We start from the raw sequence: 19461 nt of genomic DNA, 5'->3' as shown, positions 1-19461 counted from the left end.
AACGCTCCTGTTCAGATTCCGGTCACGGAGACCGAGGGGTTGGGCTCAAGCCGGACGGTGCCCAGCTTGCGGATATGCGATTCCACCACGTCCCAGATCTGCGGCCCTTCGGTGCCCTCGTTGACGCTGGCCCAGCCGCCCACGGTGTAGGACTTGGCGGGGTCGATGGCCTCGCCCGTGTCCAGCAGCACCATGTCGCTGATCCGTTCGCCGATGGGTTTCGACACGTCGCAGGCAAAGCCCATGCCGCCCACGCGCACCATGTCGCCACCCTGCTGATAGTAGGGATCGGGGTTGAAGATGTTGTCGGCCACGTCCTCGAGCACGGTCTTGAGCATTTCGCCCGTCATCTCGGTCCGGTAGACCTGGCCGTAGGTCATGCTGGTGACGTTGTGGATGTCCTCGCGGGTGATCGCATCGCCCGGCAGAAGCGAGGCGCCCCAGCGCACGCCGGGCGACAGCGCGATCTGCACGTCGCGCTCGGCCCGGACGGCGTTGCAGATCAGGTCGTCCCAGGTGCCCTGGAAATTGCCGCGCCGGTAAAGCAGGCTTTCGGTCTGGCCGACGACCTCTTCCAGATCGGCCTTGAAGGGCGCGCGCTCGGTCTCGATCAGGGCGGCCATCTCCGGGTCGGGGGTGATGACATCCGAGAAGATCGGGATCAGCTTGTGGCGGAAGCCCATCATCTTGCCGTCCCGCACGTCCAGATCGACGCGGGAGACGAACTTGCCGTGGCTGCCGGAGGCGATCAGGATCGTCTGGCCCATCAGCACGGGTTCGGGGATCGCGTCGTGGGTGTGGCCGGTCAGGATCACGTCGATGCCCTGGACGCGGGACGCCATCTTCCTGTCCACGTCGAAGCCGTTGTGCGACAGGACGACGACCAGATCCACGCCCTCGGCGCGGGCCTCGTCCACCACCTGCTGCATCCGTTCCTCGCGGATGCCGAAGCTGTATTCGGGGAACATCCAGCGCGGGTTGGCAATCGGCATGTAGGGGAAGGCCTGTCCGATCACCGCGACGCGCAGGCCCGCCTTGTCGAAGATCCGGTAGGGCTCGAAGGCGGGTTCGTCCCATTCGGCATCGAAGATGTTCGCACCGAGGAAGGGGAAGGGCAGGCTTTCCACGATCTCCTGCACCCGGGCGGTGCCGAAGGTCCATTCCCAGTGGCTGGTCATCGCCTCGACGCCCAGCGCGTTCATCACGTTGACCACATCCTGCCCCTTGGTCAGGTAGCTGGTCATCGAACCGTGCCAGGTGTCGCCGCCATCCAGAAGCAGGCTGTCGGGCCGCGCGGCGCGGATCGCCTTGACCACGGTCGCCACCCGGTCCATGCCGCCCATCCGGCCATAGGCGCGGCCGAGCGCGGCGAAGTCCTCGTAAGTGAGCGCATAGGCCTCGGGACTGCCGGGCAGGATGCCGAACATGTCGAGGAAGGCCTTGCCCACCACATGCGGCGGCTGGCCCTTGGCCTCGCCCACGCCGATGTTCCATTCCGGCTCGCGGAACCAGACCGGCTTGAGCTGGGCGTGGATGTCGGTGATGTGGATCAGCGTCAGGTTGCCGAAATCGTCGAACTGCAGAAGCTGGTCCTGGCTAAGCGCCTGCTGGGCGGCCAGCCGCGACCAGTTGCCGAAGCCCGACGACCCGTAGATCGCCGAGGCGGCGAGGGATGCCTGAAGAAACTCGCGCCGGGTAATCATCCCGTTCTCCTTGTCGTCAGGGATACCAGAACGGAACCCGCAAGTGCGCGGGGGCCTGGTCGTCCCGGTCGTCGGTTCGTTTCCAGGCGGCGGCCGCCAGGGAGGTTGGCGGCCGCACGCCCCGGGTCTAGTGGCGCACCGAGACGCCTTCGACCGAAAGACCGTTGCCGCGCGACGCGACATACAGTTCGAGTGCCTTGAACTCGTCCGAGTTGGGCTTGAAGGTTTCGGCCCTCGTGTCGCGCACGCAACCGACAAAGCGCTGCTGCGCCGACAGGATGCCCGCGTCCTTCAGCCGGTAGACCGGGAAGCCGTTGATCTGGCCCTGGCTCAGGTGGTCGGCGCGAATGTAGCGACCCTGATTGTCCTCATGGCAGTTCGCACAGGACATCTCCAGCTGCCCGAAACGGGTGTAGTAGATCTCCTTTCCCTTTTCCCAGTAGGGGGCTGCGGGGCCGTCGATGGCGACATTCACCGGCATGCCGCGCGACTGCATCGAGATCAGCGCCAACATGTCCTTCATCTCGCTGCCCGTCCAGTTCCAGGACTCCAGACCCATGCGTTCGGTCACACACTTGTCGATGTAGTTTTCGACCGTCATCAGCACGCCGGTCTTTTCATCGACCCGCGGGGTGACGGCGCGCAGGCCTGCCATCGACTCGGGCCCCTGGTGGCAGCCGGCGCAGCTTTCGCCGTTCTTGCCGATCGCCGAATTCCACAGGTCAAGCCCCCGATCGACATAAACCATTCCCGGATTGTCGAAATCATCGCGTTCCAGATCGCGCGTCTCGTCCTCGCGGTAGTGCCAGCCGGAATATACCCAGTCCATCACGTCCTTCAGATGGTCGGGCGCCGGGGCTTTGGTCACCATCTCGATGGGGCCATCCTCGGTATCGATCACCAGCGTGTCCTCGACCGGATCGGCCGAAGCGGCGCCGGCGAAGGCAAGCCCGAAGGCCGCGAACAGCATGGCTTTGCGGTGCATGGCTTTCTCCTCCCTATTGCCCGACCGCTAGCCGATCTCTATCGGCTTCACGTCCTCGTAGACCGAGCCGTCATCATCGTACCAGGTGAACTTGAATTCGCCCGCCGCATCGACCCTGGCATCGAATTCGAAATAAGGGTTGGTGGACACTGCCGGCTCGATGGCGACATCGATCACGTTCACCCCGTTCAGGTCGCAGGTGAAACGGTTGATGATCTTGCGCGGGATCAGGTTGCCGTCCGGGCCCTTGCGCTGCCCGGACTCCATGCTGTGCGAGATCAGGGCCTTGATCGTCACGACCTCGCCGACGGCGGCGGTCTTGGGGGTCTTGACCCGGGGTTTGACTTCTTCGACCATGGTATTCTCCTGTCTCTGACTTCAGCCGCCGCAGCCGCCGATTGTGACTTTCACGGTGGCCTGGGTCTGCACGACGGAACCATCCGCCATCTTGGCTATTGCGATGACGTCCTGGGTCTTTGCCAGGCGGATCCGGGTTGCGGCGAACTGCCGGCCGGCGGCCGGGCCGAAGGTGAAGGTGGCAACGGCAGGCTCGGGGTTGCCCGAGGCCAGCAGCATGATCGCCACCGCGCCAGGCGCATCGACCGACACCGGAACCGTATTGCCGTTCTCGGCGATCTCGGGGGTGGTCAGGGTGATGCCGCCCGTTCCGGGCGCAACACCACCGGTGAAGGCGTTCGTCAGCTCTTCAATGGTCGCTGCGGCAGAAAGGCCTGGGATGGAGGCAAAGGCGATGCCGCCGAGGCCAAGGGAAAGTGCCTTGCGTCTGTTGAGTGTCACGGGGTTTCTCCTGTCTGTCTGGGGCGTCGCGCCCGTCATTCCTTGAGCGTGAGAAGGAAGGCCACCACATCCTCGATCTGCTGGGCCGTCAGGATCGGCGGAAGGTCACCCTCGGGTGCTTTGCCGGTATAGCCGTTGCCGGGGCGGATGAAGCCTTCGGTCTTGTAGAATGCAGGCATGAAGCTGCCCTCGAAGGTCATCTTGGCGTTTGCGACGATCCCGCGCAGTTCGGCTTCGCTCCAGCGGTCGGCCACGCCGTCAAGCGGCGGAGCGATATTGCCCGGGAACTGCACGTCCGGCAGAGCCGAGATCGTGTGGCAGGCCACGCAGTTGCCAAGCACGTTCGTGGTCATCACCTTGATGCCGTTCGCCGGGTCGCCGGGCGTGCCGGACAGGGACGTTTCGATCCGGCCATCGACGAAGACGACCTCGGTCGGCGCGACCTCGGGCAAGGCTGGTGTTGCATGCGACAGGGTGACCGCCGCCACCAGACAGAGCTGGCGTTTCATCCTCATCCTCCCAGTATTCCTCCGTATACCACTATGCTGGGAGATCAGGATTCGGGCAAGCGAAATATAGCAGGAAGCCTATATACATATGTTTTCAGGTTTCCCCGGAATGATCAGTTCCCCGTAGCCATGCGTTCCGCAACGAATTTCTGGAAGTTCTCGCCCGAATCGTAACCATGGTCGCGCACCCAGATCAGCAACGCTTCGGTCATTCCCTTCCCGAAGGATCCCGGCATCATCGCCACGGCGGCATCCGGCGCCGACACGCCTTGGGGCACTTCCTCAGGCAGGAAGATCAGGGTCGGCGTGAACATCACCCCCCAGCGCAACGCCATCTGCTTTTCCGAAAGCGTCGTGCCGTCGAAATCGGTCACTTCGACGTCGCCGAACAGGTTCAGCTGCACGACGAAATAGTGGTCGCGGATCAGCTTCTCGATCGCGGGGTCGGTAAACACCTTCTCGTGCATTTCGGTGCAGTAGATGCAGCCGCGCTGTTCGTAGATCAGCATCAGCCGCTTGTCCTCGGCGTTGGCCTCGGCCAGATCCTCGCGCAGATCCTTGAAGGTCTCGCGCAGCCAGGTGGGCTTGTGCAGCCCGTCATCCCCCAGTTCGACGGCAAGTGCCGGGCTGGACAGGGCAAGGCCGGCGGCAAGGGCAAGACGGCGCAGCATGGTGGCTCCTTTCAGATCAGGGTCGCGGACCAGTCGAAATGCCGGATCATCCAGTCGGCGATCAGGTTCACGGTGTTGGTGGCGATCAGGATGCCGAAGATGATCAGCATGATGCCCATCGCCTTTTCGACATGCCCCATCAGGGCACGGTGCCGGGCAACCCATGCCAGGAACGGCCCGGCGAAGAAAGCGGCCAGCACGAAGGGCAGCGTCATCGACAGGCCATAGACCAGCAGCAGCGCGCCCCCTCGCCACAGGTCGCCCATGCCGCTGGCGACCATCAGGATCGCGGCAAGCGCCGGGCCGACGCAGGGCGTCCAGCCGAAGCCGAAGGCCAGGCCCATCACATACGAGCCAGCCAGCGTGCGCGGATTGGCGGTCGATTCGACCCGCGCCTCACGATAGAGAAAGCCGATACGGAAGATGCCCAGAAAGTGGAAGCCGAACAGGATCAGCACTGCAGCGGCAACATAAGACAGGGGCTCCTTCCATTGGGCGAAGCTGCGGCCCAGTGCAGTCGCGCCCAGCCCGAGCAGGACAAAGATCGTCGTGACCCCTATGGCAAAGGCCAATGCCTGCACCACAAGCCGCACCCGTGCGCCGGGCGCCACCGTTCCGCCGTCGCGCAGTTCCTTCACCGAAAGACCTGCCATGTAGGACAGGTAGAAGGGCACCATCGGCAGGATGCAGGGCGACAGGAAGGACAGAAGCCCCGCAAGCGCCGCGCCACCGAATGATATGTCGAGCATCGCCCCTCCTCCCGGGGAAGTGCTGCCTTGCCGGAGAGGCAAACGTAGATTACAATAGTTCTATGTTTCTATGAGGCTGTCAACGTGGCTGTCCCCGCCCTTCTGGCATCTGCCCTTCTCGCGGTCTCGGCGGGCGCGGCCTCGGCGGGCGCGGCCTCGGCGGGCGAACTTCAGCTTCTGATGTTCGAGCAGGCGGGCTGCATCTATTGCGCGCAATGGAATGCAGAGATCGCGCCCCAATATCCGCTGACGGACGAGGGCAAGGCAGCACCGCTCATGCGCCTGCAACTGCGCGAACCCCTGCCGGATGGCCTTTCGCTGGTTGCGCCGCCGGTCTTCACGCCGACCTTCGTCCTGGTCGAGGACGGTATCGAGGCGGGACGCATCGAAGGCTATCCGGGTGCAGACTTCTTCTGGCCGCTTCTGGCCGGGTTGATCGCAGGGTCCGCGGCCGACTGAGGCAGGGATGCCGCGCTGCCCAGGGAATTGCGGTTGTGGCGCGCAAGACGGGTTGCCGTTTGGCCAGGCAGCGCGCATGAACGGGTCGGGAAAGGCACCAGGGCAGACGCTGTGGCGGATGACGATCTTCAACCGGGCAGATGGCAGGTGGACGCGGCTTCGGACCTCGCCGCTTCCGCCCCGGTGGTCCCCGACCTCACCGGGCTGATCGACCGCGCCGAAAAGGCCGCGACGCTTCTGAAGGCCATGGGGCATGACGGGCGGCTCACGATCCTGTGCCATCTGCGCACCGGGCCGAAAAGCGTCACCGAACTTGAAAACCTTCTGTCCGCGCGTCAGGCTATCGTCAGTCAACAACTGGCACGACTGCGACTGGAAGGTCTGGTCAGCGCCCGGCGCGAGGGGCAGGCGATCTTCTATTCGCTCCTCGACCCAAGGGTTGCCGAGGTGCTTGAAGTCCTCGCTCGACTGTTCGGACCAGGACGCGACTGAGAGGCAGAGGGAGGCACGGATGCTGGATTTGGTCCCGATCGGATTGCTGGCGGCGCTTGTCGGGCTTGTCGGCGGGATCGTGCTGGGCCTTGCCGCGCGGCTGGGCGATTTCTGCACCCTCGGAGCGCTGGAATCGGCCGTCTATGGCCGCGACCAGACCCGTCTGCGGCTGTGGGGGGTGGTGCTGGCCGTCGCCATCCTGACGACGCAGTTCGGCGCGATGGCGGGTCTCGTCGATCTTCAGGCCACCTTCTATCACGCCATCGAGTGGAATGCGCTCGGCTCCATCATCGGCGGGCTGGTGTTCGGCTATGGCATGGCGCTGGCGGGCAACTGCGGCTTCGGCGCCCTGGTCAGGTTCGGCGGCGGCGACCTGCGGTCGCTGGTCGTGGTGGTGGTGATGGGTATCTTCGGCTTCGTTGCCCTGTCCGGCCCGCTTGCGCCGCTGCGGGTAATGCTGTTTCCCCAACCGGATGCAACGGAACCGCAGGGGATCATCCATGATCTCGGCCAGCTGGGGCTTCCACCCGCTGTCGTGATCGTGGCAATCGCCGGCGCATTCCTGATCTGGGGACTTTCGCATACCGGACTGCGCCAGTCCCCGCGCCAGATTGCCTGGGGCGTCGCCGCAGGGCTGGCGGTAGCCTGGTGCTTCATTGCAACCTCGTGGCTGGCCGCCGAAAGCCTGGGCGAGGTGGCAGTCGAGGGTCCGTCCTACACCGCGCCCGTAGGCCGGACGCTGATCTTCCTGATGACTTCGACCGCGGGGGGGATCAACTTCTCGGTCGGCTCGGTCGTGGGCGTGATGGCAGGATCGCTGATCGGCTCGATGCTGCGTGGCCTTTTTCGCTGGGAAGCCTGCGAAGACCCGCGCGAACTTGGCCGCCAGGTGGGAGGCGCGGCCCTGATGGGTATCGGCGGGGTCGTTGCGATGGGCTGCTCTGTCGGTCAGGGCGTGACCGGCTTTGCCACCTTGGCGTGGTCGGGTCCGGTGACCTTGGCCGCAATCGCTGCAGGTGCAATGGTCGGACTGCGCCAGCTGATTGCGGGATACCAGCCGCAATAGCCCGAAGGCCGCCCAGGCCCCCTGCCCCACGGTCATCGCTTCCCCGCCCTTTTCGGCGGCAAAGGGCCGGTACCCCACCCTCGCAACATGCGAAAGCACGAACTGTCACGGAGCCGAACCAGCACGCAGCGGAGGCGTGGAACAGCCGGAATTGGTGCCGAAGCCGGCATCAACCAGCGATGCGCGGATTTTCGGTCAGCCGATCGGTGCAACAGTGTAGAAAGGCGTCATTAAAGGCGCGCAATCGTGTTCCTGTCCTCAGCCTGTGCCAGATCGCCGACCAGATGCCCCCCGCCGATGTCCTTCAGGACGACGCGCGGCGGTTCACGGCCTGGAAGGTGCAGCGGGCTTGGGGTTTCGGCGGAAAGGCGCGGACTCGGCTTGCGCCGGTGCGCAGGATCAGGAACCGGCACCGCGTCGATCAGGCGGCGGGTATAGGGATGCTGGGGATTGCCGAATACCTGGTGATGCGTCCCCATCTCGACGATCTGGCCCAGATACATCACTGCCACCCGGTCCGAGATGTTGTCGACCACAGCCATGTCGTGGCTGATGAACAGGTAGGAGATGCCGAAATCGGCCTGCAAAGCCTTGAGCAGTTCCAGCACGCGCGCCTGCACAGAAACATCGAGCGCGCTGACGCTTTCGTCCGCGATGATGAGGTCCGGTTGCAACGCCAGAGCGCGGGCGATGCAGATGCGCTGGCGCTGGCCGCCGGAAAATTCGTGCGGGTAGCGGTCAAGCTGGGCTGTCTCCAGCCCGACGCGGGTCATCAGGTCGGCGGCCCGATCGCGCCGCTGCGCCGCGTCGCCGATGCCGTGGATCAACAGCGGCTCGGCGATCAGCTCGCCCACCCGCATCCGCGGGTTCAGCGCGGCCATCGGGTCCTGGAACACCATCTGCACCCGCCGCCGCATGGCCTTCAGACCTGCCTTGTCCAGCCCCTCCATCGCCTGGCCGGCGATCTCGATCCGACCCTGATGCGGGGTCAGGCCGACCAGAGCCTTCGCGATGGTGGACTTGCCGCAGCCGGACTCGCCGACCAGCGCAAAGGTCTCGCCCTTGCGGATGTCGAAGCTGACATGTTCGACGGCATGCACGTTCTGCGTCACCCGTCCCAGCAGCCCGCCACGCAGCGGATAACGGACGATGACATCGCTGAGCCGCGCGATCGGTTCCGAGGTCACGGGCGGACGTGGCGCCCCCTGCCCCATCCGCGGCACGGCGGCTAGCAGCGCGCGGGTATAGTCCGCCTGCGGACGCACGAAAAGATCGGCTGTGGCGGCGGTCTCTACCTGGCGGCCCTGGCGCATGACGATGACCCGGTCGGCCATCTCGGCCACCACGCCCATGTCGTGGGTGATCAGGATGATCGCCGTGCCCAGATCGCGCTGCAGGTCGCGGAGGAGGTCCAGCACCTCGCGCTGCACGGTCACGTCCAGTGCTGTGGTGGGTTCGTCGGCAATCAGCACCTCGGGGCGGAGCGCCAGCGCCATGGCTATCATCACCCGTTGACGCATGCCGCCGGAAAGTTCGTGCGGGTATTGCGTCATCCGCCGTTCGGGTTCGGACAGGCGCACCGCGCGCAGGGCCTCGACCGCGCGGCGGCGCGCCTCGGCCCGGCCCACCGTCTCATGCGCGCGGATCGCCTCGGCCAGCTGCGCCCCCACGGTCATCACCGGGTTAAGCGACGTCATCGGTTCCTGGAAGATCATCGCGATCCGGTCGCCACGCACGGCGCGCAGGGCGGGTTCGGACAGACGGGTCAGGTCCTGCCCGCCAAAGCGGATGCTGCCGCCGGTTACGCGGACGGCGGGTTGCGGCAGAAGGCCCATGATGGCGAGCGACGTGATCGACTTGCCCGATCCGCTTTCCCCGGCGATGGCCAGCGTCTCGCCCTTCCTCAGGTCGAAGGACAGGTCCTGCACCAAGGGTTTCAACCCCGCTTCGGTGCGGGCAGAGACGCACAGCCCCTCGACCCGCAGCACGATGTCCGGGGCGGTGACCGCCCCGGTCGGTGGCATGGCTTCCGCAAGGGTCATTCGAAGACGACCCGGGGGAAGTAGAAGCTGACGACCCAGTTCGGCATGTCCACAATTTCCGAGATGCGCAGGTCGCCGCAGACGGAACAGAGCATGTAGGCGTCCACCGCCGAGATGCCCTGTTGCCGGGTCAGAAGGTCGATCATCCCCGACACCGCGTCGCGGGCCGCCGTCATCAGGTCCGGCCCGACGCCCGTCGTCGCCTCGTAGCCCTTGGCGTCCAGATGCCGCGTCACCGGCCCCGGCGTGGTGAAGCGCGGGAACTTCAGCGGCTGGTCCTTCACCAGGTCCAGCGTCAGGACCACGTTCATCGGGCTTTCGATCGCCGTGCCGCAGACCTCGCCATCGCCCTGCGCCGCATGGGTGTCGCCGACGCTGAAGAGGGCCCCCTCGACCTCGACCGGCAGGTAGAGCGTCACGCCCGCCGTCAGGTCGCGGATGTCGAGGTTGCCGCCCACCCGCCGGGGCGGGACGACCGAGTGCAACCCGGCCTCGGCAGGCGCGCAGCCGATGGTGCCCGAGAAGGGCTTCAACGGCACACGCGCGGATTTGCCCCACATCGCCGGGTCCATGCTGGCCGGGTCATAGGACCACAGGCAGAGCGCAGGGTCGGTGAACTGGTCGGCCAGAAGGCCGAAGCCGGGGATGTTCGCCGTCCAGCCGAAGCCCTTGCCGTCGAACACCTTCGGGGCGAAGCCCTCCAGCGTCACCTTCAGCACGTCGCCCGGTTTGGCCCCATCCACCCAGATCGGCCCCGAGACCGGGTTGATCTTGCCGAAGTCGAGGTCGATCACGCTTTGCAGCGTGGACGACGGACCAAGCTGGCCCGCCGAGGAATCATGACAATGGAACTCGATGGTCGAGCCCGGCGCGACGCGCAGCGCCGGCGGCAAGGAATTGTCCCAGCCGAAATGATGCTGCGCGCCGTGGATCGTGTAGTCGCAGGCCTTGCACATTACTGTTTGACCCAGACGTAGTCGTAATTGACCGGGATCGAGACCGGATCGACGTAAAGCGCGTCCTCGCCGCCCATGCGTTCCGACTTCATCGTGTAGCGTTCCTCGTTGAACACGGGCACCCAGGGGGCCTGTTCCATCACGCCCATGTAGATGTCGGACCAGAGCTTGAGACGTTCAGCCGATTTGGCCGGATCGAACATGCTGTCGGCCTCGACCGCCTTGGCATCAAGGGCAGGATCGCAGAACTTCGACCAGTTCCAGCCGCCCTCGACCGCGCCAGCGCAGCCGAGGATCGGGCCGTAGAAGTTGGACGGATCGGGGAAGTCGGCGATCCAGGCCATGCCGCCCGACCAGATCATCGGGGCGGTGCCCGCGCCGCCGGCCTCGATCACGTTGGCCTGGGCGAGGTTCTGGATGTTGGCCTTGATGCCGATGGCCGCGAGGTCCTGCTGGATCGCCTGCGCGATACGCGGGTTCGGGTCGGTGTTCATGACGTAAAGCTCGGTTTCGAACCCCTCGGCGAGGCCCGCATCCGCCAGCAGCTTCTTGGCGCCTTCCGGGTCATAAGGATAGCCAGCGTAGCCCTCGGTATAGCCAGGCATCGAGGGCGGCAGTGGCTGGTTCGCGGGGACGGCGCGGCCGTTGATGATCTGGGTGATCCGCTCCTTGTTGATCGCCATGTTCACCGCCTTGCGCACTTCGAGCTTGTCGAAAGGCGGGATGGTGACGTTCAGCGTGATGTAGCCGGTGTGCAACTGGCCGCCGACCACGACCCGTGCGGCCTGGGCCGGGTCGCCCATCACCTCGGTGAACTTCGCGGGCGGGATGCCATCGCCGGGCACGTCAACCTCGCCCTTCTGCAACCGCAGAAGCGCCACGACAGGCTCTTGCCCGACCTCGAACACGATGGAGTCGAGGAAGGGCACACCCGGGCGCCAGTAGTCGGCGTTCTTCTCGAACACCAGCCGCTGGCCCAGCGTCCATTCCGCCAGCTTGAAAGCCCCTGTGCCGACCGGTTTCTTGCCGAAATCAGCGCCGGCTTCCTCAACTGCTTCTTTCGGCACCACACTGGCGAAGTTCAGCGCCATGACGTGCAGAAAGGTCGCATCCGGCCGCGACAGCGTGATCTTCACGGTCAGCGGGTCCACCACCTCGACCCCCGACAGGCCACCCGGCCCGGCAGTCTCGAACCCGGCAATGGCGCCGAAGAAGCCCGCGCCCGGAGACTGGGTTTCCGGGTTGGTCACGCGGTCCAGCGAGTATTTCACATCCTCCGCCGTCATCTCGCGGCCGTTGTGGAACTTGACGCCGGGACGCAGCTTGAAGGTGTAGACGAGGCCGTCCTCGGAAATCTCGTAGCTTTCGGCGAGGCCCGGTCTCAGCGTGGTGGTGCCGGGGACATAGTCCATCAGCCCGTCGAACAGCGACTTGATCATCGACCAGTTCTGCCAGTCGTAGCCGATGGCGGGATCGAGCGTCGCCACATCGTCCTTGTAGGTGATGGTGATGGTTCCGCCGGGCTTGGCGGCCGGATCGGGGATATAGTCCTGGGCGGCCGCGGGCAGCACAAGCGCCAGCATCACGGCGGTCGAGGCGAGCAGTCTTTTCATTGTCTCTCTCTCCTGTTGGGGTTTCAGCGAAGTTTGATCCGGGGGTCGATCAGGGGGGCGATCAGGTCGGCCAGCAGGTTGCCCAGCACAATCGCGCAGGCCGAGACCAGCGTGACGCCCATGATGATCGGGATGTCCACGCGCTGGATCGCCTGCCAGGCCAGTTGCCCGATGCCGGGCCAGCCGAAAACCGACTCCACCACCACGATCCCGCCCATGAATATACCGATGTCGATGCCGATCATCGCGATCACCGGCAGGATCGCGTTCGGCAAGGCATGGCGCAGGACAATCCGCGCCCGCGTCAGTCCCTTGGCACGCGCCGTGCGAATGTAGTCGGCGCGCAAGACGTCGATCATCGAGGACCGCATCATGCGGCTGTACCAGCCTGACCCCAGTATCCCCAGGGTCACTGCCGGCAGCACCAGATGGGCGAAGGTGCCGTAGCCACCGATCGGGAACCAGCCCAGCTTGACCGCAAACACATAAAGCAAGAGCAGGCTGACCACGAACTGCGGGGCCGAGACGTTGACGAAAGAAGTCACCATGAGCGTCTGGTCCAGCGCCCTGCCGCGCCATAGCGCGGCAACGATGCCCATTGTCAAGCCCAGTATCAGCTCGCAGATGATGGCTCCCAGCATCAGAAGCAGCGTCGCCGGCAGACGTGACAGGATCAGCTCGGCGACTTCCGTCTTCTGCAGATAGCTGCGCCCCATGTCGCCCTGAAGCAGCGCGCCGAGGTAGCGGGCGTATTGCACGAAAAAGGGCTTGTCGAGGCCAAGCTGCTGGCGGATGTTTTCGACCGTTTCTGCCGTGGCCGAACGTCCGGCGATCTGGCGCACCGGGTCGGCGGGCAGGACATACAGCAGAAGGAAGGTTACGAAACTTACGCCCAGCAGGATCAGGGCAGCCTGGATCAGACGGCGGATCAGATAGGCGGCCATCAGTCGCGTCCCCGTTGCGTGGGGTCCAGCACGTCGCGCAGCGCGTCGCCCACCAGATTGAAGGCCAGTGCCAGAAGAATGATTGCGGCACCGGGGATGAACACCAGCCAGGGCGCGGACTGGAAGTAGGTCTGGTTCTCGAAGATGATGTTGCCCCAGCTGGGGGTCGGCGGCTGCACACCGATGCCGAGGAATGACAGGGTCGCCTCCAGAAGGACGGTGGTCGAGATCCCCAGCGTGCCCCAGACGATGATCGTGGGCAGAAGGTGCGGCAGGATGTGGCGGAAGAGGATGCGGCTGGTGCTGGCCCCCAGCGTCCGCTCGGCCGCGATGAAGTCGCGCGTGGCCAGCGACGAGGTCTCGGTATAGATCACCCGTGCGGTCTGCACCCAGTTCACCAGCGCGATGACCATCGCCACGATCCAGAGCGAAGGCTGGAAGATCGCAGCCAGGCAGATCGCCAGAAGAAGCGCCGGGAAGGCCATCATCAGGTCGGTGAAGCGCATCAGGATGCCGCCGATCCAGCCGCGGAAGAAACCGGCGGTGATCCCGACCAGCGTTCCGATCACCAGTGCCAGCCCGTTGGCCACCACGCCGATCACCAGCGAGGTCTGTGCGCCGTAAAGCAGCCGGCTGAAAAGGTCGCGGCCCAGAAGGTCGGTGCCCATCAGGAACTTGCCACCCGGCGGCATCGGCGCGCCCTCCAGGGTCAGGCCGTCGAACATCTGGTCGTTGGGGTCGAAGGGGGCGATCCAGGGCGCAAGGACCGCGCCCGCGACCACGACGGCGATGATGACCAGCCCCAGAACCGCCAGCTTGCGCCGCATCAGCCGGGCAAGGGCGCCCTGGGGAACCGGTTCAGCCGCGCTCAGATCGGTCATCCGGCCCCCCCTGCGCCGCAACGATCCGCGCGGCCGCGTCCTCGAAGCTGATCCGCCAGGCCATCGCCATCCGGCGGAGTTGCACATAGGCCTCGGCGTCGGACTTGCCCCGCGCGGCGAGAAGCGTCACCGCGCGGACCACCGTCTGCCGCTCCTCCAGCCTGCGCCGCAGATCGGCGATCTCGGCCGACAGGGCCTTCTGCGCGTCGAAGGCGTCGCGCGCGATCAGAAGCGCCGAATAGGCCCCGCTGTCGCCCACGGGCTTCAGAAGCTGCGCGTGCGCCCCCGCCTTCAGCGACCATTCGATCCGGCCCGGCGCCTCGGAGCCGATGAGCGCGATCATCGGGATCGGCGGCTGGCCCGGCTCCCAGGGGAACATGCCGTCATTGCCCATGTCGGCGTCGAAGAAGATGTAATCCGCCGCCAGCGCCTCGGGCCCCAGGTCCGGCCAGGACTGCGTGACCTGCAACCCGATGGCCGTCAGCTGTCGGGTCAGGGCCTGCACCGTGGCATGGGGGCGGTGCAGGATGATCGCCTGCGCGCCGCCAAGGTTGGGAATGCGGATCGGCCGGCGCTTCATGACACCACCTTCAGGACCGGCGCCACCGGCGCCTGCCGGCTGCGCGTCAGGTAGGGATCGCCCGGCACGGCCTCCATCCTTTTCAGCACGCGGAAGGCGCCGCCCTCGACCCGTGCGATGATCACCGGCAGAACGGTGTGATGCGTATCGGGATCGACGATCCCGCGGCTCCGCTCGCCTGCCAGAAGCCGGGACAAGGGCCAGTTTTCGGCCCCCGACCGCCCGTTCAGGAGACGCGCCAGCTCCATCACCGCGGAATAGGCCGCGGCCTCGTGCGAGGAACCGAAGTTGCCTTCGCCCGGCCAACCCGGCACCCCGCGGAAATAGGGGCCCGCCGCGACTAGGCCCTCGGCCGCCGGCCCCAGCGCCGGCAGTTCACATTCGGTCATGTTGCAGGACAGAACCGGGCAGCGGTCGGGACGGAAGGCCGGATCCTCCTGCCCGAGCGCCCGGTAGGCCGCCATGAATTCGTAGGACGACGGTCCGATCAGCGAGTTCAGGATGAAGTCGGGGCGGGCATAGCGCAGCTCGTCGATCATCCGTCCGACCTCGCGCGAGCCGATGGGCAGATAGCGTTCGCCCAGAACCTCGCCGCCCGCCGCGGTCACGCGTTCACGCGCAAGGCGGTTCATCTCCCAGCCCCAGATGTAGTTCGACCCCGCCAGCCATGCCCGACGCCCATGCGCAGGCATCACCCAGTCGAGCAGGGGCAGCAGGTGCTGGTTTGGGCAGGCATGGGTGTAGACCACATGATCAGAGGCCTCGAACCCCTCGTATGGCACCGCATACCATAGCGTGCCACCGAACTTCTCGACCGTCGGGATCACTTCCTTGCGGCTCCAGCTGGTGATGCAGCCCACCACATGCCGCGCCCCGGTGTCCCGCAGGATCTCTTCGCAAAGCGGGCCGTAGGCATCGATATTGCCTGCCGGGTCGCGCTCGACCGGCACGAAGCTGACATCCAGTGCGGGATCCGCGTTGATCTTGGCGATCGCGCCCAGCGCGCCGGATCGGCAGGCTTCCGCGATCAGCGAGTAGCTGCCGGAGCGCGAGAAAAGAAGCCCCAGTTCGATCCGCCGCTTCAACCGACCCCCCGAAAAGCCGAAAGGCCCCGTCGCAGCCGCAAGGACGGTCTGCGCGCGAGGCCCGAGTGCCTAGTGTCGTCATGACGATGTTCGCCTGCGACGATATGCCAGCCGGATCTGCGGTCAAGGCCCATCGTGCATCTTCGCCCTCGAAAACCAGCAAGTGATCCGTTTTGCCCAGAACTTGGGCTACAGGTGACCTGCCCGCCCTCCGCAAGGTCACCCGCTCATGGGCCGGCACGCGCTCCGCGCCCGCGCGCCCCAAAGCCCGGTTACGCTCGTTCCGCCCGGCCACGTCGAACTCGCGGGCGGCAAGCAACATCTGCTCCAGCTCCTGGGGCTGGCTTAGGTAGCTTGATCGAGCGATCAGCTGCAGATGTCTTGCCGTTCAGGGTAGGCGGTACAGGAGGAGCCGTTTGCCAGCCAGCCAGGCCTCGCCGATCGCTGGAACCGGGAAGGATCGCTCGCCGGTGGTCAGGATGAGGCCACCGGGGTGGCTGGCAACCCAGGGGTCCACTTCATCGTTGGGTAGCACTTCGACGGCAGATGTCAGGCGCGCCGTGAAACCGAATTCTCCCTGATAGGGATAGCCGTGGATCGCCACACCGGCCGCCGGTGCCCGCCCGAGTTCGGCCTCAAACCGTCCGGTATCGAAATGCTCGAAGAGAGCGGGGCGCAGCCCGACATGTGCTACTATGAGCGCCACCGGGGCGACAAGCACCCAGGCCAGGGCAGGCAGATGGCGTCCCGCGAAAGCGATGGCCAACAGGCCGGCCCCCGCGATGGCGGCAGCCAGGGCCACTGTGTCCAATCCCAGCGTCTCGACCGCCACGCCGTCAATCCTTGCCCGGCCGGCCGCAAGCAGTGCCGACCAGGCCAGAACCGGGGCTACGACGGCCAGGCACGCGACAACCGCCGTCCATGCGTGTCGCGGCGGGGGCGCGGCGGCCAGCGCCAGTGCAGCCGCCGGCAGCGCCGGCAGCAGGTAATGCACCTGCTTGCCCGAAATCAGCGAGAACAAGACCAGCGTGGACAGGCCCCAGATCGCGAGGAAGCGCGCGCGCCGGTCGCTGCGCAACGTTGCGGATGCCAATCCGCGCAGGGCGGATGGTCGCCACGCCCAGGGCCAGAGCACGATCGGAAGGACCGCGACAAAGAACCAGACCGGCCGCGCATGATCGAACGCATTTACCATCCGCCCCGCGCTCTGCCGCCAGAGCACCTCGGCCCTGTACTCCGGCCCACCAAGCCAAAGCGCGGGTACCAGCCAGACCGCAAGGATCACCGCCGCTGCGCCGATGGCTGCAGCCACGCGCGCATACCAGGATACCGGAGGCCCAGGATCCTCTGCCATCCTCCACAGCGGGCGTGTCAGGGCTAGCGGCATGAGGTGGACCAGAATGACCGGGCCCTTCGCCAGCACGCCGAAGGCAAGCGCCCCAGCAAGGCCCAGCGTGGCAAGGCGGCCTCCGCCCGTATCCATCGACAGCAGCGCCAGAACCCCCAGCAGTGTGGCCGTGGTCAGCATGGTGTCGAACATCGTCAGCGACCCGTAGAGCGCAAAGAGCCCGGTCGAGGCCAGGATCAGGGCCGCCATCGCGCCGAGTTCGGGCCTTTCAGGGAACAGGCGGTCCCCCAGCCTCCAGGTCAGCGCTACCGAGACTACGCCGAAGGCAGGAGCGACCAGCCGCGCGGCAACCTCGCTGACACCGGTCAGGGACCAGACCAGATTGATCAGCCAGAACAGCAGCGGCGGCTTGTGGGCATAGATCTCGCCGTTCAGATGCGGGACGATGTAGGATCCGTCCCGGTGCATCTCCCAGCGACCGAAAGATAGCGCGTCTCATCCACTGGCAGGACGGGACGCATCAGCGGCAAGGCGACAGCGAAGGCGACAGCCAGCGTCAACGCCAGCCCTCCGACGGCGCGGCTGGACAGATTGGGCCGGCCGCGCAGGCCGGAATTGCGAGGCGTCAGGGTGCGTTCAACCTTGGCTGGACCGTGCATGATCTTGCCGTGCGCGGCCAGAGCAGACAAGCCAGACCGAAGGCGAGCATCGTCGTCGGAAGCGCGGCGAATACCAGATCCGACAAAAAGTGCCGACCGCTGCCGATGCGCTGCACCGCCGTAAGCAGCAGAAGTCCCAGCGACAGAAGCGCCAGCCCCCTGAAGCGGCCGGCGGCAGGCCTACCGTCGAACCAGAGCGCACCGATCGCCAGTGCCGTCGTCAGCGCGGTTCCGGCCGCCATTTCGGCCGAGACAAAGGAACAGGCCGACCGACAGTAGCCCGAGATTTCCCAGTCCGCGGTGAATGGGGCTTGCCCGCCGAAGTCCACGATCTGCTCGGGGCGCGCGCGCCCGAAGACATGCTTGAGCAAGCCGTTCACCAGAAGGCCGGGTCCGATCAGGTAAAGCAGGAGGACCATGCCCCAGTAGCGCGCGGCTGAACTGCCTTCGGCCCTGCGCCGCCAGAGACCGACCGGTACCATCACCAGCCCAACGGCTACCAAGGTGACAGAGGCCGCCTTGTTGGCCAGAAGCACACCATCCCAGACCACCCGCCCGGCAAACGCGAAACCTTTCGCCGGGTCGTGAAAAAGCGCCGAGATCAGCAGATCTGGCCACGGCCAAAGCCGGAATGCGATTGCAAGGCCTGCCGTCAGGACGGCCAGAGCCGCCAACCGCCGCCCGCATTCGCGAGGGAAAGCGTCATGCCTTCCGATTTGCATGGATCAGCCAGAGATTGCGGGAATAGATCACCACGCCAAGCGTCTGCCCCAGCACGAAGACCGGATCCTTGCGATAGATGGCGTAGGCCAGCAGCATCACACCGCCGGTCAGCGCGAAATACCAGAAAGCCACCGGCATTACCGAGGATCGTGCGCTCTCCGACGCAATCCACTGCACCAGAAAGCGGACAGTGAACATCAGCTGGGCGCACAGACCGAAGATCACCCAGGCAAGCTCGGTCCCGCTGTTGACGTGAAGGGTTGCCATCAGCCACGTCATGTCTGCCGCTCCGCTTCAGGTGTCTGGATCCGCCCGATTTCAATGGCCCTGGCCTTCTTGCGCCGGCGTATCAGCCAGGCGACGCCCATCAGGTCAAAGATGCCTACGACGGCACGCTGAAGGTTCGAATAGTGCGACCGCCCGCCCAGGCGTGCGCGGTGCCCCACATCCACGTGCACGATCTGCCAGCCGTCGCGGGCGAACAGCGCCGGCAGATAGCGGTGCATGTGATCGAAATAGGGCAGCGCAAGGAATGCCTCGCGCCGAAAGCATTTCAGCCCGCAGCCGGTATCGCGTGTACCATCCCGCAGGACACGCGACCGCAGCCCATTTGCAAGGCGTGAGGCCAGGCGGCGACCGAATCCGTCCTTGCGCCCGACGCGCTGGCCCGCGACCAACCCCAGGCCTTCCGAACCAGCGTCCAGGAACGGGGCGATCAGATGGGGCAGCTCTTCCGGCGGTTCTGCCCGTCGCCGTCCAGCGTACAGATCAGCCGGCCACGCGCAGCGACACCCCCCGAATGAATCGCCGCCGACTGCCCCCCTTGCCGGTCGTGCCGCAGAACGCGCAGCATCGGCCGTTCCGGCAGCGCCTTGTCGAGCAGCAGGGCCATCCCGTCATCGGAGGCATCGTCAACCACGATGATCTCGAAAGGGCCGATGCCCTGCATGCTTTCGACGATCCCGTCGATCAGCGGCACGATGTTGCTGGCCTCGTTCCGGCACGGCACGACGATCGACGTTTTCATGATGACTGCGAGCCCGGCCGCGACATGTAAGACTGGTGCCCTGTCTAGGGTCAGGACTCGTTCTCCATTCATAGCCAGAACATGACGGTTGCGGCGAGTGCGACGGCTGAGAGGAAGACCTTTGGGCAGCGGTCATAGCGGGTGGCAACCCTGCGCCAGTCTTTCAGCCGA

The 19461-nt window shown here is 65.7% G+C and carries 22 protein-coding genes and 2 pseudogenes; 3 read left to right on the top strand and 21 right to left on the bottom strand.

Annotation, left to right across the window (positions count from 1 at the left end; genetic code table 11):
• Positions 1-11: 11 nt before the first annotated feature.
• From soxB to EYB42_RS09640, 7 genes are all read right to left on the bottom strand, one after another.
• Positions 12-1703 carry a thiosulfohydrolase SoxB gene (gene soxB, locus EYB42_RS09670; RefSeq protein ID WP_135449899.1) on the bottom strand — a complete coding sequence of 564 codons (1692 nt, stop codon included), beginning with the start codon at positions 1701-1703 and terminating at the stop codon, positions 12-14.
• A 127-nt stretch (positions 1704-1830) separates the two neighbouring features.
• A complete protein-coding gene (gene soxA, locus EYB42_RS09665) occupies positions 1831-2688 on the bottom strand; it encodes a sulfur oxidation c-type cytochrome SoxA (protein ID WP_135449898.1) in 858 nt (285 codons plus the stop codon).
• Positions 2689-2715: 27 nt separating this feature from the next.
• The gene (soxZ, locus tag EYB42_RS09660; RefSeq protein WP_135449897.1) at positions 2716-3045 is read right to left on the bottom strand and encodes a thiosulfate oxidation carrier complex protein SoxZ; all 330 of its coding nucleotides are present in this window, start codon (positions 3043-3045) and stop codon (positions 2716-2718) included.
• Between the two features lie 21 nt (positions 3046-3066).
• Complete coding sequence (gene soxY, locus EYB42_RS09655) at positions 3067-3486, bottom strand: thiosulfate oxidation carrier protein SoxY (RefSeq protein WP_240784070.1); 420 nt, start codon at positions 3484-3486, stop codon at positions 3067-3069.
• Between the two features lie 35 nt (positions 3487-3521).
• A complete protein-coding gene (soxX, locus tag EYB42_RS09650; RefSeq protein WP_135449895.1) occupies positions 3522-3995 on the bottom strand; it encodes a sulfur oxidation c-type cytochrome SoxX in 474 nt (157 codons plus the stop codon).
• A gap of 113 nt (positions 3996-4108) precedes the next feature.
• Positions 4109-4666, bottom strand: coding sequence for a SoxW family protein (locus tag EYB42_RS09645; RefSeq protein ID WP_205909971.1), 558 nt, complete (start codon positions 4664-4666; stop codon positions 4109-4111).
• Positions 4667-4677: 11 nt separating this feature from the next.
• A complete protein-coding gene (locus EYB42_RS09640) occupies positions 4678-5415 on the bottom strand; it encodes a cytochrome c biogenesis CcdA family protein (protein ID WP_135449894.1) in 738 nt (245 codons plus the stop codon).
• A gap of 84 nt (positions 5416-5499) precedes the next feature.
• On the opposite strand from EYB42_RS09640, the gene EYB42_RS09635 reads away from it, so the two are divergent.
• The 3 genes from EYB42_RS09635 to EYB42_RS09625 all read left to right on the top strand — a co-directional run bounded on the left by EYB42_RS09635 (position 5500) and on the right by EYB42_RS09625 (position 7432).
• Positions 5500-5874, top strand: coding sequence for a thioredoxin domain-containing protein (locus EYB42_RS09635; RefSeq protein ID WP_135449893.1), 375 nt, complete (start codon positions 5500-5502; stop codon positions 5872-5874).
• A gap of 183 nt (positions 5875-6057) precedes the next feature.
• Positions 6058-6366 carry an ArsR/SmtB family transcription factor gene (locus tag EYB42_RS09630; RefSeq protein ID WP_371685747.1) on the top strand — a complete coding sequence of 103 codons (309 nt, stop codon included), beginning with the start codon at positions 6058-6060 and terminating at the stop codon, positions 6364-6366.
• Between the two features lie 19 nt (positions 6367-6385).
• The gene (locus tag EYB42_RS09625; protein ID WP_167850979.1) at positions 6386-7432 is read left to right on the top strand and encodes a YeeE/YedE family protein; all 1047 of its coding nucleotides are present in this window, start codon (positions 6386-6388) and stop codon (positions 7430-7432) included.
• Between the two features lie 230 nt (positions 7433-7662).
• Here the strand turns inward: EYB42_RS09625 and EYB42_RS09620 are convergent, their stop codons facing one another.
• The 14 genes and pseudogenes from EYB42_RS09620 to EYB42_RS09565 form a co-directional block, all read right to left on the bottom strand.
• Positions 7663-9474: a dipeptide ABC transporter ATP-binding protein gene (locus tag EYB42_RS09620; RefSeq protein WP_135449892.1), complete on the bottom strand. Its 1812-nt coding sequence runs from the start codon at positions 9472-9474 to the stop codon at positions 7663-7665.
• The gene (locus tag EYB42_RS09615) at positions 9471-10430 is read right to left on the bottom strand and encodes an acetamidase/formamidase family protein (protein WP_135449891.1); all 960 of its coding nucleotides are present in this window, start codon (positions 10428-10430) and stop codon (positions 9471-9473) included. Before EYB42_RS09615 ends, EYB42_RS09620 begins: the two co-directional genes overlap by 4 nt.
• Positions 10430-12043, bottom strand: coding sequence for an ABC transporter substrate-binding protein (locus EYB42_RS09610; protein WP_135449890.1), 1614 nt, complete (start codon positions 12041-12043; stop codon positions 10430-10432). Before EYB42_RS09610 ends, EYB42_RS09615 begins: the two co-directional genes overlap by 1 nt.
• Before the next feature lie 23 nt (positions 12044-12066).
• A complete protein-coding gene (locus tag EYB42_RS09605) occupies positions 12067-12987 on the bottom strand; it encodes an ABC transporter permease (protein WP_135449889.1) in 921 nt (306 codons plus the stop codon).
• Positions 12987-13868 carry an ABC transporter permease gene (locus EYB42_RS09600; protein ID WP_135449888.1) on the bottom strand — a complete coding sequence of 294 codons (882 nt, stop codon included), beginning with the start codon at positions 13866-13868 and terminating at the stop codon, positions 12987-12989. Before EYB42_RS09600 ends, EYB42_RS09605 begins: the two co-directional genes overlap by 1 nt.
• Positions 13846-14448, bottom strand: coding sequence for an ANTAR domain-containing response regulator (locus EYB42_RS09595; RefSeq protein ID WP_135449887.1), 603 nt, complete (start codon positions 14446-14448; stop codon positions 13846-13848). The genes EYB42_RS09600 and EYB42_RS09595 overlap by 23 nt, the downstream gene beginning before the upstream one ends.
• A complete protein-coding gene (locus tag EYB42_RS09590; RefSeq protein ID WP_135449886.1) occupies positions 14445-15533 on the bottom strand; it encodes a transporter substrate-binding protein in 1089 nt (362 codons plus the stop codon). The genes EYB42_RS09595 and EYB42_RS09590 overlap by 4 nt, the downstream gene beginning before the upstream one ends.
• 184 nt (positions 15534-15717) lie before the next feature.
• Positions 15718-15873, bottom strand: a pseudogene (locus EYB42_RS17855) (DUF3883 domain-containing protein); the annotation flags it as partial.
• A gap of 48 nt (positions 15874-15921) precedes the next feature.
• Complete coding sequence (locus EYB42_RS09585; protein WP_135449885.1) at positions 15922-17349, bottom strand: ArnT family glycosyltransferase; 1428 nt, start codon at positions 17347-17349, stop codon at positions 15922-15924.
• 157 nt (positions 17350-17506) lie between these two features.
• The gene (locus EYB42_RS09580; RefSeq protein WP_167850978.1) at positions 17507-18214 is read right to left on the bottom strand and encodes a phosphatase PAP2 family protein; all 708 of its coding nucleotides are present in this window, start codon (positions 18212-18214) and stop codon (positions 17507-17509) included.
• A 28-nt stretch (positions 18215-18242) separates the two neighbouring features.
• A complete protein-coding gene (locus EYB42_RS09575) occupies positions 18243-18542 on the bottom strand; it encodes a lipid-A-disaccharide synthase N-terminal domain-containing protein (protein ID WP_135449883.1) in 300 nt (99 codons plus the stop codon).
• Positions 18539-18940, bottom strand: coding sequence for a hypothetical protein (locus EYB42_RS17785; RefSeq protein WP_346763305.1), 402 nt, complete (start codon positions 18938-18940; stop codon positions 18539-18541). Before EYB42_RS17785 ends, EYB42_RS09575 begins: the two co-directional genes overlap by 4 nt.
• A 38-nt stretch (positions 18941-18978) precedes the next feature.
• Positions 18979-19290: a glycosyltransferase family 2 protein gene (locus tag EYB42_RS17780; protein ID WP_346763304.1), complete on the bottom strand. Its 312-nt coding sequence runs from the start codon at positions 19288-19290 to the stop codon at positions 18979-18981.
• A 68-nt stretch (positions 19291-19358) separates the two neighbouring features.
• Positions 19359-19461, bottom strand: a pseudogene (locus tag EYB42_RS09565) (IS5/IS1182 family transposase); the annotation flags it as partial.

The organism is Tabrizicola caldifontis (assembly GCF_004762095.1).
GTDB classification, from domain to species: domain Bacteria; phylum Pseudomonadota; class Alphaproteobacteria; order Rhodobacterales; family Rhodobacteraceae; genus Tabrizicola; species Tabrizicola caldifontis.
The sequence above is the reverse complement of the archived record's forward strand: the minus strand, read 5'-3'. Positions and strand labels throughout refer to the sequence as shown.

Excerpts from the sequence above, each read along its gene's own strand:
- soxA (WP_135449898.1), bottom strand. The coding sequence starts at position 2,688 with ATGCACCGCAAAGCCATGCTGTTCGCGGCCTTCGGGCTTGCCTTCGCC.
- EYB42_RS09605 (WP_135449889.1), bottom strand. The coding sequence starts at position 12,987 with ATGGCCGCCTATCTGATCCGCCGTCTGATCCAGGCTGCCCTGATCCTG.
- EYB42_RS09575 (WP_135449883.1), bottom strand. The coding sequence starts at position 18,542 with ATGACGTGGCTGATGGCAACCCTTCACGTCAACAGCGGGACCGAGCTT.
- EYB42_RS17780 (WP_346763304.1), bottom strand. The coding sequence starts at position 19,290 with ATGAAAACGTCGATCGTCGTGCCGTGCCGGAACGAGGCCAGCAACATC.
- EYB42_RS09595 (WP_135449887.1), bottom strand. The coding sequence starts at position 14,448 with ATGAAGCGCCGGCCGATCCGCATTCCCAACCTTGGCGGCGCGCAGGCG.
- EYB42_RS09620 (WP_135449892.1), bottom strand. The coding sequence starts at position 9,474 with ATGACCCTTGCGGAAGCCATGCCACCGACCGGGGCGGTCACCGCCCCG.
- soxB (WP_135449899.1), bottom strand. The coding sequence starts at position 1,703 with ATGATTACCCGGCGCGAGTTTCTTCAGGCATCCCTCGCCGCCTCGGCG.
- EYB42_RS09585 (WP_135449885.1), bottom strand. The coding sequence starts at position 17,349 with ATGCACCGGGACGGATCCTACATCGTCCCGCATCTGAACGGCGAGATC.
- EYB42_RS09640 (WP_135449894.1), bottom strand. The coding sequence starts at position 5,415 with ATGCTCGACATATCATTCGGTGGCGCGGCGCTTGCGGGGCTTCTGTCC.
- EYB42_RS09645 (WP_205909971.1), bottom strand. The coding sequence starts at position 4,666 with ATGCTGCGCCGTCTTGCCCTTGCCGCCGGCCTTGCCCTGTCCAGCCCG.
- EYB42_RS09600 (WP_135449888.1), bottom strand. The coding sequence starts at position 13,868 with ATGACCGATCTGAGCGCGGCTGAACCGGTTCCCCAGGGCGCCCTTGCC.
- EYB42_RS09615 (WP_135449891.1), bottom strand. The coding sequence starts at position 10,430 with ATGTGCAAGGCCTGCGACTACACGATCCACGGCGCGCAGCATCATTTC.
- EYB42_RS09625 (WP_167850979.1), top strand. The coding sequence starts at position 6,386 with ATGCTGGATTTGGTCCCGATCGGATTGCTGGCGGCGCTTGTCGGGCTT.
- soxZ (WP_135449897.1), bottom strand. The coding sequence starts at position 3,045 with ATGGTCGAAGAAGTCAAACCCCGGGTCAAGACCCCCAAGACCGCCGCC.
- EYB42_RS09610 (WP_135449890.1), bottom strand. The coding sequence starts at position 12,043 with ATGAAAAGACTGCTCGCCTCGACCGCCGTGATGCTGGCGCTTGTGCTG.
- soxX (WP_135449895.1), bottom strand. The coding sequence starts at position 3,995 with ATGAAACGCCAGCTCTGTCTGGTGGCGGCGGTCACCCTGTCGCATGCA.